General features: G+C 73.3%; 12 protein-coding genes, 1 pseudogene and 1 riboswitch. Of the genes and pseudogenes, 5 read left to right on the plus strand and 8 right to left on the minus strand.

The genetic code is table 11. From position 1 onward, the window contains the following. Window positions 1-62: 62 nt before the first annotated feature. Both ACQP0T_RS07405 and ACQP0T_RS07410 read left to right on the plus strand, forming a co-directional pair. Window positions 63-566 carry a DUF3145 domain-containing protein gene (locus tag ACQP0T_RS07405; RefSeq protein WP_433871898.1) on the plus strand — a complete coding sequence of 168 codons (504 nt, stop codon included), beginning with the start codon at window positions 63-65 and terminating at the stop codon, window positions 564-566. Between the two features lie 64 nt (window positions 567-630). Further along, a complete protein-coding gene (locus tag ACQP0T_RS07410; RefSeq protein WP_433871899.1) occupies window positions 631-1,197 on the plus strand; it encodes a hypothetical protein in 567 nt (188 codons plus the stop codon). Between the two features lie 275 nt (window positions 1,198-1,472). Here ACQP0T_RS07410 and ACQP0T_RS07415 read toward each other — a convergent pair whose 3' ends face one another. The 6 genes and pseudogenes from ACQP0T_RS07415 to ACQP0T_RS07440 all read right to left on the minus strand — a co-directional run bounded on the left by ACQP0T_RS07415 (window position 1,473) and on the right by ACQP0T_RS07440 (window position 7,823). After that, complete coding sequence (locus tag ACQP0T_RS07415; protein ID WP_433871900.1) at window positions 1,473-2,924, minus strand: acyl-CoA carboxylase subunit beta; 1,452 nt, start codon at window positions 2,922-2,924, stop codon at window positions 1,473-1,475. Window positions 2,925-3,006: 82 nt separating this feature from the next. Then, a pseudogene (locus ACQP0T_RS07420) lies at window positions 3,007-4,250 on the minus strand (beta-ketoacyl-[acyl-carrier-protein] synthase family protein). Continuing rightward, a complete protein-coding gene (locus tag ACQP0T_RS07425) occupies window positions 4,247-4,486 on the minus strand; it encodes an acyl carrier protein (protein ID WP_433871901.1) in 240 nt (79 codons plus the stop codon). Before ACQP0T_RS07425 ends, ACQP0T_RS07420 begins: the two are co-directional and overlap by 4 nt. A gap of 62 nt (window positions 4,487-4,548) precedes the next feature. Further along, on the minus strand, window positions 4,549-5,529 hold the full coding sequence (locus ACQP0T_RS07430) for a beta-ketoacyl-ACP synthase III (RefSeq protein WP_433871902.1): 981 nt from the start codon (window positions 5,527-5,529) through the stop codon (window positions 4,549-4,551). Next, on the minus strand, window positions 5,526-6,446 hold the full coding sequence (locus ACQP0T_RS07435; protein ID WP_433871903.1) for an ACP S-malonyltransferase: 921 nt from the start codon (window positions 6,444-6,446) through the stop codon (window positions 5,526-5,528). The genes ACQP0T_RS07430 and ACQP0T_RS07435 overlap by 4 nt, the downstream gene beginning before the upstream one ends. 180 nt (window positions 6,447-6,626) lie before the next feature. Beyond that, window positions 6,627-7,823, minus strand: a complete 1,197-nt coding sequence (locus tag ACQP0T_RS07440) for a PucR family transcriptional regulator (RefSeq protein ID WP_433871904.1) — start codon at window positions 7,821-7,823, stop codon at window positions 6,627-6,629. Between the two features lie 205 nt (window positions 7,824-8,028). Here ACQP0T_RS07440 and ACQP0T_RS07445 point away from each other — a divergent pair, with 205 nt between their 5' ends. Beyond that, a complete protein-coding gene (locus ACQP0T_RS07445) occupies window positions 8,029-8,889 on the plus strand; it encodes a peptidoglycan recognition protein family protein (protein ID WP_433871905.1) in 861 nt (286 codons plus the stop codon). Window positions 8,890-8,921: 32 nt separating this feature from the next. Here ACQP0T_RS07445 and ACQP0T_RS07450 read toward each other — a convergent pair whose 3' ends face one another. Next, a complete protein-coding gene (locus tag ACQP0T_RS07450; RefSeq protein WP_345364889.1) occupies window positions 8,922-9,152 on the minus strand; it encodes a DUF3263 domain-containing protein in 231 nt (76 codons plus the stop codon). Window positions 9,153-9,306: 154 nt separating this feature from the next. Further along, window positions 9,307-9,440: riboswitch (FMN riboswitch) on the plus strand. A gap of 110 nt (window positions 9,441-9,550) precedes the next feature. Here ACQP0T_RS07450 and pnuC point away from each other — a divergent pair. Both pnuC and ACQP0T_RS07460 read left to right on the plus strand, forming a co-directional pair. After that, window positions 9,551-10,198 carry a nicotinamide riboside transporter PnuC gene (pnuC, locus tag ACQP0T_RS07455; protein WP_433871906.1) on the plus strand — a complete coding sequence of 216 codons (648 nt, stop codon included), beginning with the start codon at window positions 9,551-9,553 and terminating at the stop codon, window positions 10,196-10,198. An 83-nt stretch (window positions 10,199-10,281) separates the two neighbouring features. Next, window positions 10,282-11,553, plus strand: a complete 1,272-nt coding sequence (locus ACQP0T_RS07460; protein ID WP_433871907.1) for a M14 family metallopeptidase — start codon at window positions 10,282-10,284, stop codon at window positions 11,551-11,553. Between the two features lie 92 nt (window positions 11,554-11,645). On the opposite strand, the gene aceE is transcribed toward ACQP0T_RS07460, so the two are convergent. Further along, window positions 11,646-14,420: a pyruvate dehydrogenase (acetyl-transferring), homodimeric type gene (aceE, locus tag ACQP0T_RS07465; RefSeq protein WP_433871908.1), complete on the minus strand. Its 2,775-nt coding sequence runs from the start codon at window positions 14,418-14,420 to the stop codon at window positions 11,646-11,648. Window positions 14,421-14,616 lie beyond the last annotated feature (196 nt).

The following is a 14,616-nucleotide window of genomic DNA, read 5'->3' on the forward strand; positions in this document are numbered from 1 at the left end:
TGATCGCGGTGTTCGAGAGGCCGTAGGGGAAGACGTTCCTCGTCGAACAGCGGAGGTCAGCAGTGAGCACCCGTGGCAGCACCGGTGGCGTGATCTACGTCCACTCGTCGCCGTCTGCGGTCTGCCCGCACGTCGAGTGGGCGATCTCTGGCGCGCTCGGTGGGCGGAAGGAACTCCGCTGGACGGCCCAACCCGCCGCACCCGGACAACTCCGCGCGGAATGCGCGTGGACGGGTGAGCCGGGTACCGCGGCACGCCTGGTCACCGCCCTGCGCGCGTGGCCGATGCTGCGGTTCGAGGTCACCGAGGACGCCAGCCCGGGCGTGGACGGCCAGCGGTTCTGCCACGCCCCCGGGCTGGGGCTCTGGCGCGCCTGCACCAGCGCCAACGGCGACATCGTGGTGGGCGAGGACCAGCTCCGCGCGCTCGCGGCCACCAGCCGGGGACCGGAATCGTTCGCCCACCGCGTCGAACAGCTCCTCGGCGCCGCGTGGGACGACGCCCTCGAACCGTTCCGCCGGGCGGGCGACGGCGCCCCGGTCTCCTGGCTGCACCGGGTGGGCTGACCGACCGGGACGGCTTCGAGGAGAGCCCGCACGAGCCGCGGCGGCGGTGTGCGAAGCTCGGCGGGTGCGTTCTTGGCTGAAGTGGGCCGTTCCGACGACGGCGCTGGTGCTCGCGGCCGCGATCGGCGGCGGGCTGGCCGCCCGCGAGCAGTACGGCACGTCCATCCAGGGCATCACCCCGGCGAGTCCCGAATCGGTCGCACCGGAGCCGGTCCCGGGCGGGCTGGCGTTCACCGCCGACGCCGCCGCGCATCCCGACCAGGGCATCGTGCGCGCGCTGCTGGAGGTCCACTTCGACGCGATCAACGGGCGGGACTACGACGGCTGGAAGTCCACGGTGGTCCCGGCGAAGTGGCGGGAGCAGCCGCGCGACGAGTGGTTGCAGGCGTACCGGACCACCCACGACAGCGACGTGGTGGTGCACCGGATCGAGCGGACCCCGGACGGCACGTTGCGCGTGCTGCTCACCTTCACCAGCACCCAGGACCCCGCGCAAGCGCCGCCCCAGCTCGCCGAGCCCTGCATCCGCTGGCGGGTGGTCTACCCGCTGGTCCCCGACGAGGGCGGGCTGCGGCTCGACATCAACCGCTTCCCGGGCAGCGCCCTGCTCGACCCCTGCCGACCCGAGTGAGGGGCACCTCCATCCGAGCGAGGACGGCTTTCGCCGATGGTGTGCGTGGCGGTGCGGGTGGCGGAACCTCAGCGGTCTTCTCGCTCCGGGAGCCGTTCCTGACGTACCCACTTCGACACGGCGTCACGGCTGTCCTCGCGAGGGGACCGCTGAGCGGTCACGTCCGAGCACGGGCGGCGGTGCTGGTTGACGGCCCCACCGCAAAGCGGCTCCGCCGCTTTCTGAAGAGAACCCGGACCTGGGCACGGGTGCTCCTCACTCAGGACTGAGGTGGTTCAGAGCGGGATGTTGGTGTGCGCGCCGCGCCCGGCGGGAGCGGCGGCGAGGGCTTCGGCGATCCGGCGCCGCGTCGTGGAGGGGTCGATGACCTCGTCGACCACGCCGATCGACATCGCCCGGCCGACCCCGCCGGCGACCCGCTGGTGCTCCTCGGTGAGCCGGTTCTGCAGCTCCTCGCGCTCCTCCTCCGGCGCGGCGGCCAGCTCCTTGCGGTGCAGCACGCCGACGGCGGCCTTGGCGCCCATCACCGCGACCTCGGCCTCCGGCCAGGCGAACACGGCGGTCGCCCCGAGGGCGCGGGAGTTCATCGCGATGTAGGCGCCGCCGTAGGACTTGCGGGTCACCAGGGTCACCCGGGGCACCACCGCCTCGCCGAAGGCGTGCAGCAGCTTCGCGCCGCGCCGCACCACGCCGCCCCACTCCTGGCCGACGCCCGGCAGGTAGCCCGGCACGTCGACGAGCACCAGCAGCGGCACCCCGAAGGAGTCGCACATCCGCACGAAGCGGGCCGCCTTCTCCGCCGACAGCGAGTCCAGGCAGCCACCCTTGCGCAGCGGGTTGTTCGCGATCACCCCGACGGTCCGGCCGCCGAGGCGGCCCAGCCCGACCACCACGTTCGGCGCCCACTTGGCCTGGAGCTCCTCGAACTCCGCCGCGACCACGGTGCCGTCGTCGTCCTCGGTGTGGTCCAGCAGGCCCCGGATCACCGGCTTGACGTCGTAGGCCCGCTGCGGGCGGTCCGGCAGCAGCCCGCGCAGGTCGCGGCCCCCCTGGACCGAGTGCAGGTCGAACAGGCCCGGCTGGGCGAACAGCCCGGCCAGCCGCCGCGCCCGCGCGTAGGCGTCCGGCTCGTCGTCGGCGACCACGTGCACGACCCCGGACTTGGCGCCGTGCGCCTCCGCGCCGCCCAGGCCCTCCTGGTCGATCTCCTCACCGGTGACGCTGCGGACCACGTCGGGGCCGGTGACGAAGACGCGACCCGCCGGGGCCATCACGACCACGTCGGTCAGCGCCGGGCCGTAGGCCGCGCCGCCCGCCGCCGGGCCGACCACCACCGAGATCTGCGGCACCCGACCGGACGCGCGGATCATCGCGGCGAACATCTGACCCATGCCGTCCAGCGACTCCACGCCTTCGGGGATGCGCGCCCCGCCCGAGTGCCACACGCCGATCACCGGGCAGCGCTCGCGCACCGCCAGGTCGATGGCGTCGACGATGTGCCCGCAGCCCTCGGAGCCCAGCGCGCCGCCCATCCGGGTGCCGTCGCTGCAGTACGCGATGACCTTCGCGCCGTCGATCCGGCCGCGCGCGGCGACCATCCCGCTGCCGTCCCTCGGGTGCAGCGGCTCGACCGACCCGGGGTCGAGGAGCTGCTCGAGCCGGACGTCGGGATCCCGCGGATCGCGGTGCTCCTGCTCGGTTACGGGCCGGGTGGCGAGAGCGGTCATCGGTGTTCCTCCGGGAGGTGCGGTGGACAGGCTCGGTGGGCCGGCGGGCCGCACGAGCGGTGGGCTCGTGCGGCCCGGGGCGTCAGGCCCGGGTGAAGGCGAGCGCGACGTTGTGCCCGCCGAAGCCGAAGGCGTTGTTGAGCGCCGCGGTCTGCTCGACGTACCGGGGCTTGTCGGCCACGACGTCGAGGTCGACCTTCGGGTCCAGCGAATCCAGGTTCCGGGTCGCCGGGATCAGGCCGTGCCGCAGCGACAGGACGGTCATGATGCTCTCGACCGCTCCCGCGCCGCCGACCAGATGGCCCAGCGAGCCCTTCGGCGCGGTGACCACGGCGTCGTCGCCGACCGCCTGGCGCACCGAGTTCGCCTCGCCCACGTCACCCACCACGGTGGAGGTCGCGTGCGCGTTGACGTGACCGATGTCGGACGGGGCCAGCTCGGCGGTGCGCAGCGCCCGGCGCATCGCGTTGATCTGGCCGATGCCGTCCGGGTGGCTGCCGGTGATGTGGTAGGCGTCGGAGGTGATGCCCACCCCGGCCAGCGTGCCGTAGACCCGGGCACCGCGCGCCGCGGCGTGCTCGGCGCTCTCCAGGACGACCACCCCGGCGCCCTCGCCCATCACGAACCCGTCCCGGTCGACGTCGAAGGGCCGCGAGGCGCGGTCCGGATCGTCGTTGCGGGTGCTCAGGGTCCGGGCCTGGGAGAAGCCGGCCACGGTGACCGGGTGGATGCACGCCTCGGCACCGCCCGCGACCACCACGTCGGCCAGGCCCTGCCGGATCATGTCCCAGCCCTTGGCCAGTCCTTCGGCGCCGGAAGCGCAGGCCGACGCGGGGGAGTGGACCCCGCGCGGGCCCGCAGGTCCAGGCTGACGTGGGCCGCCGGGCCGTTGGGCATCAGCATCGGCACGGTCAGCGGCGAGACCTTGCGCAGCCCCCCGGTCTCCAGCAGGTCGTCCTGCTGGAGCAGGGTCAGCGGCCCGCCGACGCCGGTGCCGATCGACACGCCGAGCCGGTCGGGGTCGACCGGTTCCGCCTCGTCGCCGGGCAGCTCGTAGCCCGCGTCCGCCCACGCCTCGCGGGCCGCGATCAGCGCGACGGCCTCGCAGCGGTCCAGCCGGCGGAGCTGCACGCGCGGCAGCACCTCGGCGGGGTCCACGGCCAGCGGCGCGCCGATCGCGGTGGGCAGCTCGTAGCGCTCGACCCACTCGACGTCGAGCCGCCGGATACCGGTGTGCCCGTTGAGCAGTCCGTCCCAGGTGGACGCGACGTCACCGCCGAGCGGTGTCGTCGCGCCCAACCCGGTGATCACGACATCGGTGGTCATTTGTTGTTGACGATGTAGTTCACCGCATCGCCGACGGTCTTGAGGTTGGCCAGCTCGTCGTCCGGGATCTTGACCCCGAACTTGTCCTCGGCCTGCACCGCGATCTCGACCATCGACAGGGAGTCGATGTCGAGGTCGTCCACGAAGGACTTGTCGACGGTGACGTCGCCGGCGTCGACACCGGCGACCTCCTCGACGATGGTGGCCAGGCCCTTGGTGATTTCCTCGTTCGACACGGGATGTTCCTTCCTTGTTCCTGCGCTGGAGATGGGTTTTCGGGCCGCGCGGACGCGGTTCGTCAGGGGCAGACGACGACCTGTCCCGCGTAGGACAGACCGGCGCCGAAGCCCACGAGCAGCAGCACGTCCCCGCTGGAGATCTCACCGGCGGCGCGCATGTGGTCGATGGCCAGCGGGATCGAAGCGGACGACGTGTTGCCGGAGTAGACGATGTCACGAGCCACCACGAGGTCCTCGCGGGCACCCTGGCCCTGGAGCTTCTTCGCGATCGCCTCGACGATGCGCAGGTTCGCCTGGTGCGGGACCAGCACGTCGATGTCGGAGAGCTCCAGCCCGGCGGCGGCCACGGCGCGCGCGGCGACCGGCGCGATCTGCGTGGTGGCCCACCGGAAGACCGACTGGCCCTCCTGGTAGATGTACTTCTGGTCGCGCAAGTAGATGGTGTCGGCCAGATCACCGGCGCTGCCCAGCACCGCCGGGCCCAGACCGGCCCGCTCGCCCGCGCCGACCACGGTGGCCCCGGCGCCGTCGGCGAAGATGATGCAGTTCGCCCGGTCCTCCCAGTCCAGCCACTCCTGGAACCGCTCGGAGCCGACCACCAGCACGTTGCGCGCCGAGCCGGCGCGCACCGCGTCGGAGGCCACCGACAGCGCGTAGACGAACCCGGCGCAGGCGGCGTTGACGTCGAAGGCGCCCTGGGACTTGATCCCGATCTGGTCGGCGACCTGCGCGGCGGCGTTGGGGATCTGGCCGGGCATCGTGCAGGTCGCCACGATCACCTGGTCCACGTCGGAGGGGGCCAGCCCGGCGTCGGCGATCGCCTTGGAACCGGCCTCCACCGCCATCGCCACCACGGTCTGGTCCGGGTCGCCGAGGCGGCGGTGCACGATGCCGACGCGCTGCTGGATCCACTCGTCGTTGGTGTCCACGACCTTCGCGAGGTCGTGGTTGGTGACCACCCGGTTGCCCTGGGTGCTGCCGAAGCCGAGCAGCGCGCTGCCGCCGGGAGCGGTGGTCTGGGCGAGGGCGGGGTGGCTCATGCGGCGCTCCCGAGGAGTTCGGCGGCCTTGTCGAGATCGGCCGGGGTCTTCAGCGCCACGGTCTGGGTGCCCTTGAGCTCGCGGCGCACCATGCCGCTCAGCGCACCCGCGGGCGGGAGTTCGACGGTGGCGGTGACGCCCCGCTCGCCGAGCGCCGCCATGCACAGGTCCCACCGCACCGGCCGGGTGACCTGGTCGACCAGCCGCCGGAGGACCTCGGCGCCGTCGGAGACCACCGCGCCGTCGGCGTTGGACAGCAGCGGCATCCCGGCGTCGGTGGCGCGCACCTTGTCGGCGTGGCGGGCCAGGGCGTCCTTGGCCGGGGCCATGAAGCGGGTGTGGAAGGCGCCGGCCACCGGCAGCGGGCGGACCCGGGCGCCGTCCGGCGGTTCCTCGGCGAGTTCGGTCAGCGCGGAGGCGCGGCCCGCGGCGACGATCTGCCCGGCGCCGTTGCGGTTGGCCGGGTCGAGGCCGAGCGACTCCAGGTGGCCCACCACCGCATCGGGATCACCGCCGAGCAGGGCGGACATGCCGGTGGGCTCCAGCGCGCACGCGGCGGCCATCTCGGAGCCGCGGACGGCGGCCAGCGACACGGCGTCGTCGGTGCTCAGCGCGCCCGCGATGGCCGCGGCGGCGAGTTCCCCGACGGAGTGCCCGGCGACCGGGGTGTCCGCGGGCAGCGCGACGCGGTCCCGCAGCGCCTCGGCGGCGATCAGCGAGGCGGCCACCACCAGCGGCTGGGTGACGGCGGTGTCCTTGATCTCATCGGCGTCGGCGGTGGTGCCGAGGCGGACCAGGTCGAGTCCGGTCAGCTCGGACCAGGCGGCGAGGCGTTGCTCGACACCGTCCAGTTCGAGCCACGGGCTGAGCATCCCGGGGGTCTGCGAGCCCTGTCCGGGGGCGAGAAGCGCGATCACCCTTGCTACTGAACACGTCCGGCGGGGGTCCCCGTGATGCTGCGGCGAACGAACTCGGGCGGCCATTGTTGTGGGGTGTCTACAACGGCCCCCCGTCCGTGGCCCCCTACGAGGGTGAATCGTTGTCGGTTGTGTCCGGGTCGTGATCGGAATGTGAACAAAATTCGCGTAACGCGGGGCTCACCACAGGCCGCGCGCCTTGGCCAGCCGGCCCACCCCGAGCGCCACCCGCAGCACGTGCGCGTCCCGGGCGTTCGACGGCACCCGGCCGGTGAGCTCGGCGACCCGCCGCAGCCGGTACCGGACCGTGTTCGGGTGCACGAAGAGCTGCCGGGCGCAGTTCTCCAGCACGCCGCCGACCTCCAGGTAGGTGTCGACGGTCTCCAACAGCGCGCCGCCGGAGTCCACCAGCGGGAGCACGATGTTCTCCACGAGCTGCCGCTCCGACTCCGGGTCGCCGGCCAGCGCGCGTTCCGGCAGCAGGTCGGCGGAGGGCACCGGGCGGGGCGCCCCGGGCCAGGCCACCACGGCGCGCAGCGCCGACATCGCGTCCCCGGCCGACCGGTGCGCCTCGGCCAGGCTCGACACCGTCGGCCCCGCCACCACCGGCCCCTCGCCGAAGGCCTCCGCCAGCCCGGCCGCCGCCTCCTGCTCGCGGGACCCCGCGGTGCCGAACACGACCACCAGCCGGCTGCCCTGCACGCCCAGCAGCACCGCGCACCCCACCCGGGCCGCCCGCGCGCGCACCTTGTAGACGATCGTCGGCGGATCCTCCGACGGCGCGTTGCCGACCAGCACGGTGGCCTCCGAACCCGGGTCCCAGCCCAGCGCGGCGGCCCGGGACAGCAGCGACTCCTCCGCGTCACCCCGGACGATGCCGTCCACCACCAGCGCCTCCAGCCGGGCGTCCCAGGCGCCCCGGGCCTCGGCCGCGGCGGCGTAGGAGGTGGCGGCGGCGAAGGCGATCTCCCGGGTGAACCGCAGGATCGACTCGCGCAGCAGCCCCTGCTGGGCCTCGTCGTCGGCGACCTCGGGCAACCGCTGCTCGAAGACGTCGATGGCCACCCGCACCAGCTCCAGCGTCTGCCGGAGGCTGACCCAGCGGGACAGCTCCCGCGGCGTCGAGCGGAAGGCCTCGGTGGTCAGCCGGATCGCCTCGGTCGGGTCCTGCAACCAGGCCACGAAGTTGGCCACGCCGGTCTGGGTGACCAGTTGCACGCTGGCCCGCTCGTCGGCGGGCAGCCGCTGGAACCAGGGCAGCCGCTGCTCCATCGCGGCGATGCTGGCCGCGGCCAGCCCGCCGGACGCCCGCTCGAGCCGGCGCAGGGTGGCCGGGGTGATCTCCGGTGCGCCACCGTCTGCCCGTTCCTCGCTCATGGCTCCAGAATCCCACGTCGCGGCGACGGCCCGAGCGGGCCACCGGGTCGGGCGCACCGCCGCACGTCGGCCCGCGCTGGGCCGAACGGGCGGTGCACGCACACCCGTTGGGGCGGTACCCGGGCGTTTTCACGCACTTGGGCGTGGCTCTCCGCGCACCCGCCGCGACACCATGTGGTGACGTCGATCTTCGGGGGTGATCACGATGGCGTTGCCGCTGGTGTGGCTCGCGGACGTGCTGTCGGGTGCCGGTCTGCGCGTGCGGGAGACGCCGGGCTGGCGGGAGCGCACCGCGACGTCCGGTCCGCAGCCGGAACCGGTCGGGGTGCTGGAGCACCACACGGCCACCCCGGCCTCCTACCAGGATCCCGCGCCGAGCCTGCAGCTCTGCATCGACGGCAGGCCCGACCTGGCCGGACCGCTGTGCCACGCGCTGATCGGCTTCGACGGGGTGGTGCACCTGATCGCCGCCGGGCGCGCCAACCACGCCGGGAAGGCGCGCGCCTCCGGGCCGGTCCCCGCCGGGGACGGCAACACCCTCTACGTCGGGTTCGAGCTGGACTACCAGGGCGTGGAGCAGGGGCCGAGCCCGGAGCAGTACGACGCCGCGCTGATCGCGACCGCCGCCGTGCTGCGCCACCTGGGGCAGCCCGACGCGGCGGCGCGCGGACACAAGGAGACCAGCGTCACCGGCAAGATCGACCCGGGGCACGTCGACATGGACCGCTTCCGGGCCGAGCTCGGCGGCGGTGGGACGGGGGAGCGCATGGCATCGGGACCGGACGCCATCCTGCGCCGGGTGGAGGCCGAACTGCTCGGTCCGCCCGGGCCGAACGGCGAGATCCAGGGCTGGAACACCGATCTGGGGCCGAGGACGGTCGTGGCGATGCTCGTCGACCTGGTCAACGGGCTGCTCGCCCAGCCGGGGCGGAACCCCGCCGGGCACGGCGCGGCGGGTGATCCGGAGGAGATCAAGGCGGCGTTCCGGGCGCTGCCGCCGGAGCGGGCCGCGCCGCTGCTCGCCGAACTGGTGCGGATCCAGCAGGAGCGGCAACCGGAGGTGTAGCCACCCGGCCGGGGAGCGGGTCGGGTGCGCGCTCAGCTCGCCGGACGCCTGCTCCGACGTCGCGCGTCCCGGACCCGTTGCAGCCGCTTGACCAGCGCGGGCTGCTGGGCGAGCGCTTCGGGCTCGTCGAGTAATCGGTTCAGCCGCTGGTAGTACTGGATCGAGGACAAGCCGAAGCGCTCCTGGAGCGCGCGCTCCTTGTTCCCGGCGTGCTGCCAGTGCTCCCGGGCGAAGTCGAGGATGGCTCGATCGGTGTCGTTCATCGGCTGCCTCCCCCCGGCGTGCTGATCTCCGATCGAGTCTACCGAGTGGCGCACGCGTGTTCGATCGGCCATCCGGCTTCGCTGTGATGCGGCGCACGTCCCGGTGTGGGAAGCGGCGCGACGGCGCAGGATGTTGACCGAAGCAGCAGAAGTCGTGCGCTCCGGGGCTCGGTGCGATTCCGAACCGGCGGTGACAGTCCGCGAACCGGTGCCTCCGCGAGGAGGTTCCCGGCCGATCCGGTGGAATTCCGGAACCGACGGTGACAGTCCGGATGGGAGGCAGCGCACGGGTCGCCGGACCGGCAGCAGCCGTCGCGCCTCGGGCGCCGACGGCGCGCCCGTCGTTCCCGCTGCCCGCGCGATTCCGCCCCGGTGCGCCGGGTGGGAGGAGAGGGCGCGTGCAGCAGCTCGCCGAATGGGTGCTCGGCAACGGGATCACCGTGCTGGGCCAGCGGATCTCGTGGGCGGAACTGGTCGGCCAGCTCTGCGCCCTCGCCGTCGTCTTCCTGGCCCAGCGCCGCACGCTGGCGACCTGGCCGGTGCAGGTGGCCGCGACCGTGCTGCTGTTCGCCGTCTACGCCTCGGCGCACCTCGGTGGGCTCGCCGTCCGGCAGGTGATCATCCTGCTCATCTCGGTCTACGGCTGGTGGGCGTGGCAGCGGCGCAGCGACCCGGTCTACGGCGTGGTGGTCCGCCGCGCGGGCCCGCGCGAACGGCTCGCGCTGCTCGCCGCGCTCGTCCTGGGCACCACCGCCTTCGCGCTGCTGCTGGAGGCGACCGGTGCCTCCTGGGCGCCGTGGCCGGACGCCTGGATCTTCGTCGGCACCGCGGTCGCGTTCTGGGCGCAGGGTCGCGGACTGGTGGAGTTCTGGTTGGTCTGGCTGGCCGTCGACGCCGTCGGGGTGCCGCTGCAGTTCGCCTCGGGACTGCACTTCAGCGCCGCGATCTACGTGGTGTTCGCGGTCCTGGTGGTGCACGGCTGGTGGAGCTGGAACCGCACCGCGCGGGTGCAGCGCGCCGCCGAACGCACCTCGGTCGGCGGTTGACTCCGCCCCGACCCGGTGGTGATTTGGCTCCGGAAGCGGCGGCGTTGCCGCTTCCGGGGTTCACCGAGGGAAGGGACGAGCCGATGGGTCGATTCGCACGACGCGCGGTCGCATCGCTGGCGTTGAGCGCGATGCTGGTGGCGCCGACCGCCGTCGCGGCCGAGGGCACCGCGCTGGACACGGGTTTCGAGCGCACCGGTGGCCAGCGCTGGACGACGCTCGCGGAGGAGCGGGAGTTCCTGGCCGAACTCGACCGGCGGCACCACGACGTGTCGGTGCGGCAGGTGGGGACCAGCGTGGAAGGCCGCCCGCTGCGGCTCGTCCGGGTCGGCGCCGAACACGCCCGGTACACCGTGCTGTTCGTCTGCTCCCAGCACGGCGACGAGCCGTCCGGGCGCGAGGCGTGCCTGACCGGGGCGCGCGACCTGGCCCGCGACCCCGGCGCGCGGCGGTTCCTCGACCGCGGCGCGGTGCTGTTCCTGCCCAACGCCAACCCCGACGGGCGCGTCGCCGACACCCGGGAGAACGCCGCCGGGCTCGACATCAACCGGGACCACCTGCAGCTGCGCACCCCGGAGGCGCGGGCGCTGGCCTCGGTGCTGCGCGACCACCGGCCGGACGTGGTGCACGACCTGCACGAGTACGGCGGGCGCCCGCCGTACTACGTCAAGGACTTCTTGTCGCTGTGGTCGCGCAACCTCAACACCGCCGGGCAGGTGCACGCGGCCGGGCAGCGGCTCTCCGAGGAGTACGTGCGGCCCGCCCTGGAAGAGCGCGGGTTCAGCACCGGGGTCTACGGCATCTACACCGACCCGGAGACCGGTGAGCCGATCCGCCAGGTCGCCGGGGACGGGCAGGCGCGCATCCTGCGCAACACCATCGGGATCAAGAACGCGGTCGGGCTGCTCGGCGAGGCCAGGCAGGACCCGATGACCGAGGAGGAGCAGGCCGATCCGGCGCTGAACAACCGCAGGCGCGTCGATTCGCAGCGGATCGCCCTCGACGAGGTGCTGCGGATGGCCGAGCAGCGCCGCGCCGAGATCCAGCGCGCCACCACGGAGGCCCGGCTCGCCGGGCTGCGGGACCAGGGCCCGGTGTACTTCGGCGGCGCGGACAACGAACCGCCCGCACCGGAGGACGTCGACACCGACCCGCCGTGCGGCTACCGGCTCACCGCCGCGCAGCACCAGGAGGTCGGCGACGAGCTCGACCTGCACGGCGTGCGCAGCCTCCCGGCCCCGGACGGCGGGCGGTTCGTGCCGATGCGGCAGGAGGCGCGGGCGCTGGTCGCGGTGCTGCTCGACACCCGCGCCGACGCGCCGCTGACCCCCGCCGAACCGGTGGACTGCCGCTGACCACCCGTTCGTTTGCCGAGTGCGGGGCACCTCCATCCGACCACGCCGGATGGAGGTGCCCCGCACCCAGGTCGCCGCGCCGGTGCTCCGGGTCAGGCGTCGCCGGGGTCGGAGGTCTGCGGACCGGCGGCCCGCGCGTCCTCGATCCGGTAATAGCGGGCCGCTTCGCCCACGGTGGCCTGCTGCACCGCACCCGCTCGGGCCAGCGCCGCGAGGGCGGCCACCACCGTCGTCTCGGCGTCGACCAGGAACACCCGGCGGGCGGCGGGACGGGTGTCGGAGAACCCGAACCCGTCGGTGCCCAGGCTGAGCATGTCGCCGGGCACCCACGGCCGGATCAGGTCCGGCACCGCGCGCATCCAGTCGCTGACCGCCACCACCGGCCCCTCCGCGTCGGCCAGCGCCCGGGTCACGTGCGGCACCAGCGGCGTGGCGTCCGGGTTGAGCAGGTTGTGCCGGTCGGCGGCCTCGGCCTCGCGGCGGAGCTGCGACCACGACGTCGCCGACCACACGTCGGCCCGCACGCCCCACTCGGCCAGCAGCTCCTGCGCGCGCAGCGCCTCGGGCATCAGCACACCGGAGGCCAGCAGCTGCGCCTTCGGCCCGCTGCCCGCGGCGGCGCGGCGGTAGCGGTACAGCCCGCGCAGCAGCCCGTCGACGTCGAGGTCCTCGGGTTCGGCGGGCTGGGCGTAGGGCTCGTTGTAGACGGTCAGGTAGTAGTAGACGTTCTCGGCGTCCTCGCCGTACATCCGGCGCAGGCCGTCCTTGACGATGTGCGCCACCTCGAACGCCCACGCCGGGTCGTAGGACACCACCGCCGGGTTGGTCGCGGCCAGGAGGTGCGAGTGGCCGTCGGCGTGCTGCAGCCCTTCACCGGTCAGCGTGGTGCGCCCGGCGGTCGCGCCGAGCAGGAAGCCGCGCGCCATCTGGTCCGAGGCCGACCACAGGGCGTCGCCGACGCGCTGGAAGCCGAACATCGAGTAGAAGATGTAGACCGGGATCATCGGCTCGCCGTGGGTGGCGTAGCTGCTGCCCGCCGCGGCGAACGAGGCCGCCGAGCCCGCCTCGTTGATGCCCTCGTGCAGGATCTGGCCCTGCTCGCTCTCCCGGTAGGCCAGCATCAGCTTGTCGTCCACCGGGGTGTAGAGCTGGCCCTGCGGGCTGTAGATCTTCTGCGACGGGAACATCGAGTCCATCCCGAAGGTGCGCGCCTCGTCCGGGATGATCGGCACGATGCGCGGTCCGACCTCGGGGTCCTTGGCCAGGTCCTTGAGCAGCCGGACGAACGCCATCGTGGTGGCGACCTCCTGCTTGCCCGAGCCCTTCCGGATCACGTCGTAGACCTCGTCGCCGGGCAGCACCAGCGGCCGGGCCCGGGTCCGCCGCTCCGGCAGGTAACCGCCGAGCTGCCTGCGGCGCTCGTGCAGGTACTCGATCTCCGGCGCGTCCGGTCCGGGGTGGTAGTAGGGCGGCAGCGCGGGGTCGGCGTCGAGCTGCTCGTCGGTGATCGGGATGCGCAGGCCGTCCCGGAACCGCTTGAGGTCCTCCGGGGTCATCTTCTTCATCTGGTGGGTGGCGTTGCGGCCCTCGAAGTGCGGGCCGAGGCCGTAACCCTTGATGGTCTTGGCCAGGATCACGGTGGGCTGGCCGTGGTGCTCGGTCGCCGCCTTGTACGCCGCGTAGATCTTGCGGTAGTCGTGGCCGCCCCTGCGCAGGCCCCAGATCTGGTCGTCGGTGAGGTCCTTGACCATCTCCTTGGTGCGCGGGTCGCGGCCGAAGAAGTGCTCCCGGACGAAGGCGCCGTCGTTGGCCTTGTAGGTCTGGTAGTCGCCGTCCGGGGTGGTGTTCATCAGGTTGACCAGCGCGCCGTCCGGGTCGGCGTGCAGCAGCGAGTCCCACTCCCGGCCCCAGACGACCTTGATCACGTTCCAGCCGGCGCCCCGGAAGAACGCCTCCAGCTCCTGGATGATCTTGCCGTTGCCGCGCACCGGGCCGTCGAGCTGCTGGAGGTTGCAGTTCACCACGAAGGTGAGGTTGTCCAGCGACTCGTTCGCGGCGATCTGCAGCAGGCCGCGCGACTCCGGCTCGTTCATCTCGCCGTCGCCGAGGAAGGCCCAGACGTGCTGCTGGCTGGTGTCCTTGATGCCCCGGTCCCGCAGGTAGCGGTTGAACCGGGCCTGCATGATCGCGTTCATCGGGCCGAGGCCCATCGAGACGGTCGGGAACTCCCAGAAGTCCGACATCAGCCGCGGGTGCGGGTAGGAGGGCAGCCCGCCGCCGGGGCCGGCGTGCGAGTACTCCTGGCGGAAGCCGTCGAGGCGTTCGGGGGCGAGCCGCCCCTCCAGGTGGGCGCGGGCGTAGATGCCGGGGGAGGCGTGGCCCTGGATGTAGAGGTGGTCGCCGCCGCCCGGGTGGTCCTTGCCGCGGAAGAACCAGTTGAAGCCCACCTCGTAGAGGCTGGCCGACGAGGCGAACGAGGAGATGTGCCCGCCGACGCCGATGCCGGGCCGCTGGGCCCGGTGCACCATCACCGCGGCGTTCCAGCGCATCCACGCTCGGTAGCGGCGCTCGGTCTCCTCGTCACCGGGGAACCACGGCTCGTGCTCGGTCGGGATGGTGTTGACGTAGTCGGTGTTGGTCAGCGAGGGGACGCCGACGCCGCCTTCCCGCGCTCGTTGCAGCAACCGCAGCATCAGGTACCGCGCGCGCTGCTGCCCGGCGCCGGAGAGCATCGCGTCGAACGACTGCAACCACTCCTCGGTCTCCTCCGGGTCGATGTCCGGCAGGTGCGAGGCCAGGCCGTCGCGGATGACGCGCACCCGCTCGGCGTTCCGGTTGCCGCCGAGATCGTTGTTGAGCGGGGACAAGTGGACTCCTCGACTGCGTCGTGGGCGTGCGGGGGCGTCCGGCAGTGATGTCGGACACCCGCCATGGTCCCCCATCCCGGCGGTGGGTGCGTGCGGCGACGCCCCCACGAGCGGTGTTGGCGCGGGCGGAGCACCGCTACAGTCGAACTCCACGGCGCCCGCTTCGGCGTGTCGTGCGGTCAGCAGTTGCGCCGGT

Source organism: Saccharopolyspora sp. CA-218241 (genome assembly GCF_050954615.1).
GTDB lineage: Bacteria > Actinomycetota > Actinomycetes > Mycobacteriales > Pseudonocardiaceae > Saccharopolyspora > Saccharopolyspora cebuensis.

Coding starts and splice junctions, on each gene's coding strand:
- ACQP0T_RS07415 (WP_433871900.1), bottom strand. CDS start 2,924: ATGACCGCTCTCGCCACCCGGCCCGTAACCGAGCAGGAGCACCGCGAT.
- ACQP0T_RS07430 (WP_433871902.1), bottom strand. CDS start 5,529: ATGAGCCACCCCGCCCTCGCCCAGACCACCGCTCCCGGCGGCAGCGCG.
- ACQP0T_RS07440 (WP_433871904.1), bottom strand. CDS start 7,823: ATGAGCGAGGAACGGGCAGACGGTGGCGCACCGGAGATCACCCCGGCC.
- ACQP0T_RS07445 (WP_433871905.1), top strand. CDS start 8,029: ATGGCGTTGCCGCTGGTGTGGCTCGCGGACGTGCTGTCGGGTGCCGGT.
- ACQP0T_RS07450 (WP_345364889.1), bottom strand. CDS start 9,152: ATGAACGACACCGATCGAGCCATCCTCGACTTCGCCCGGGAGCACTGG.
- ACQP0T_RS07460 (WP_433871907.1), top strand. CDS start 10,282: ATGGGTCGATTCGCACGACGCGCGGTCGCATCGCTGGCGTTGAGCGCG.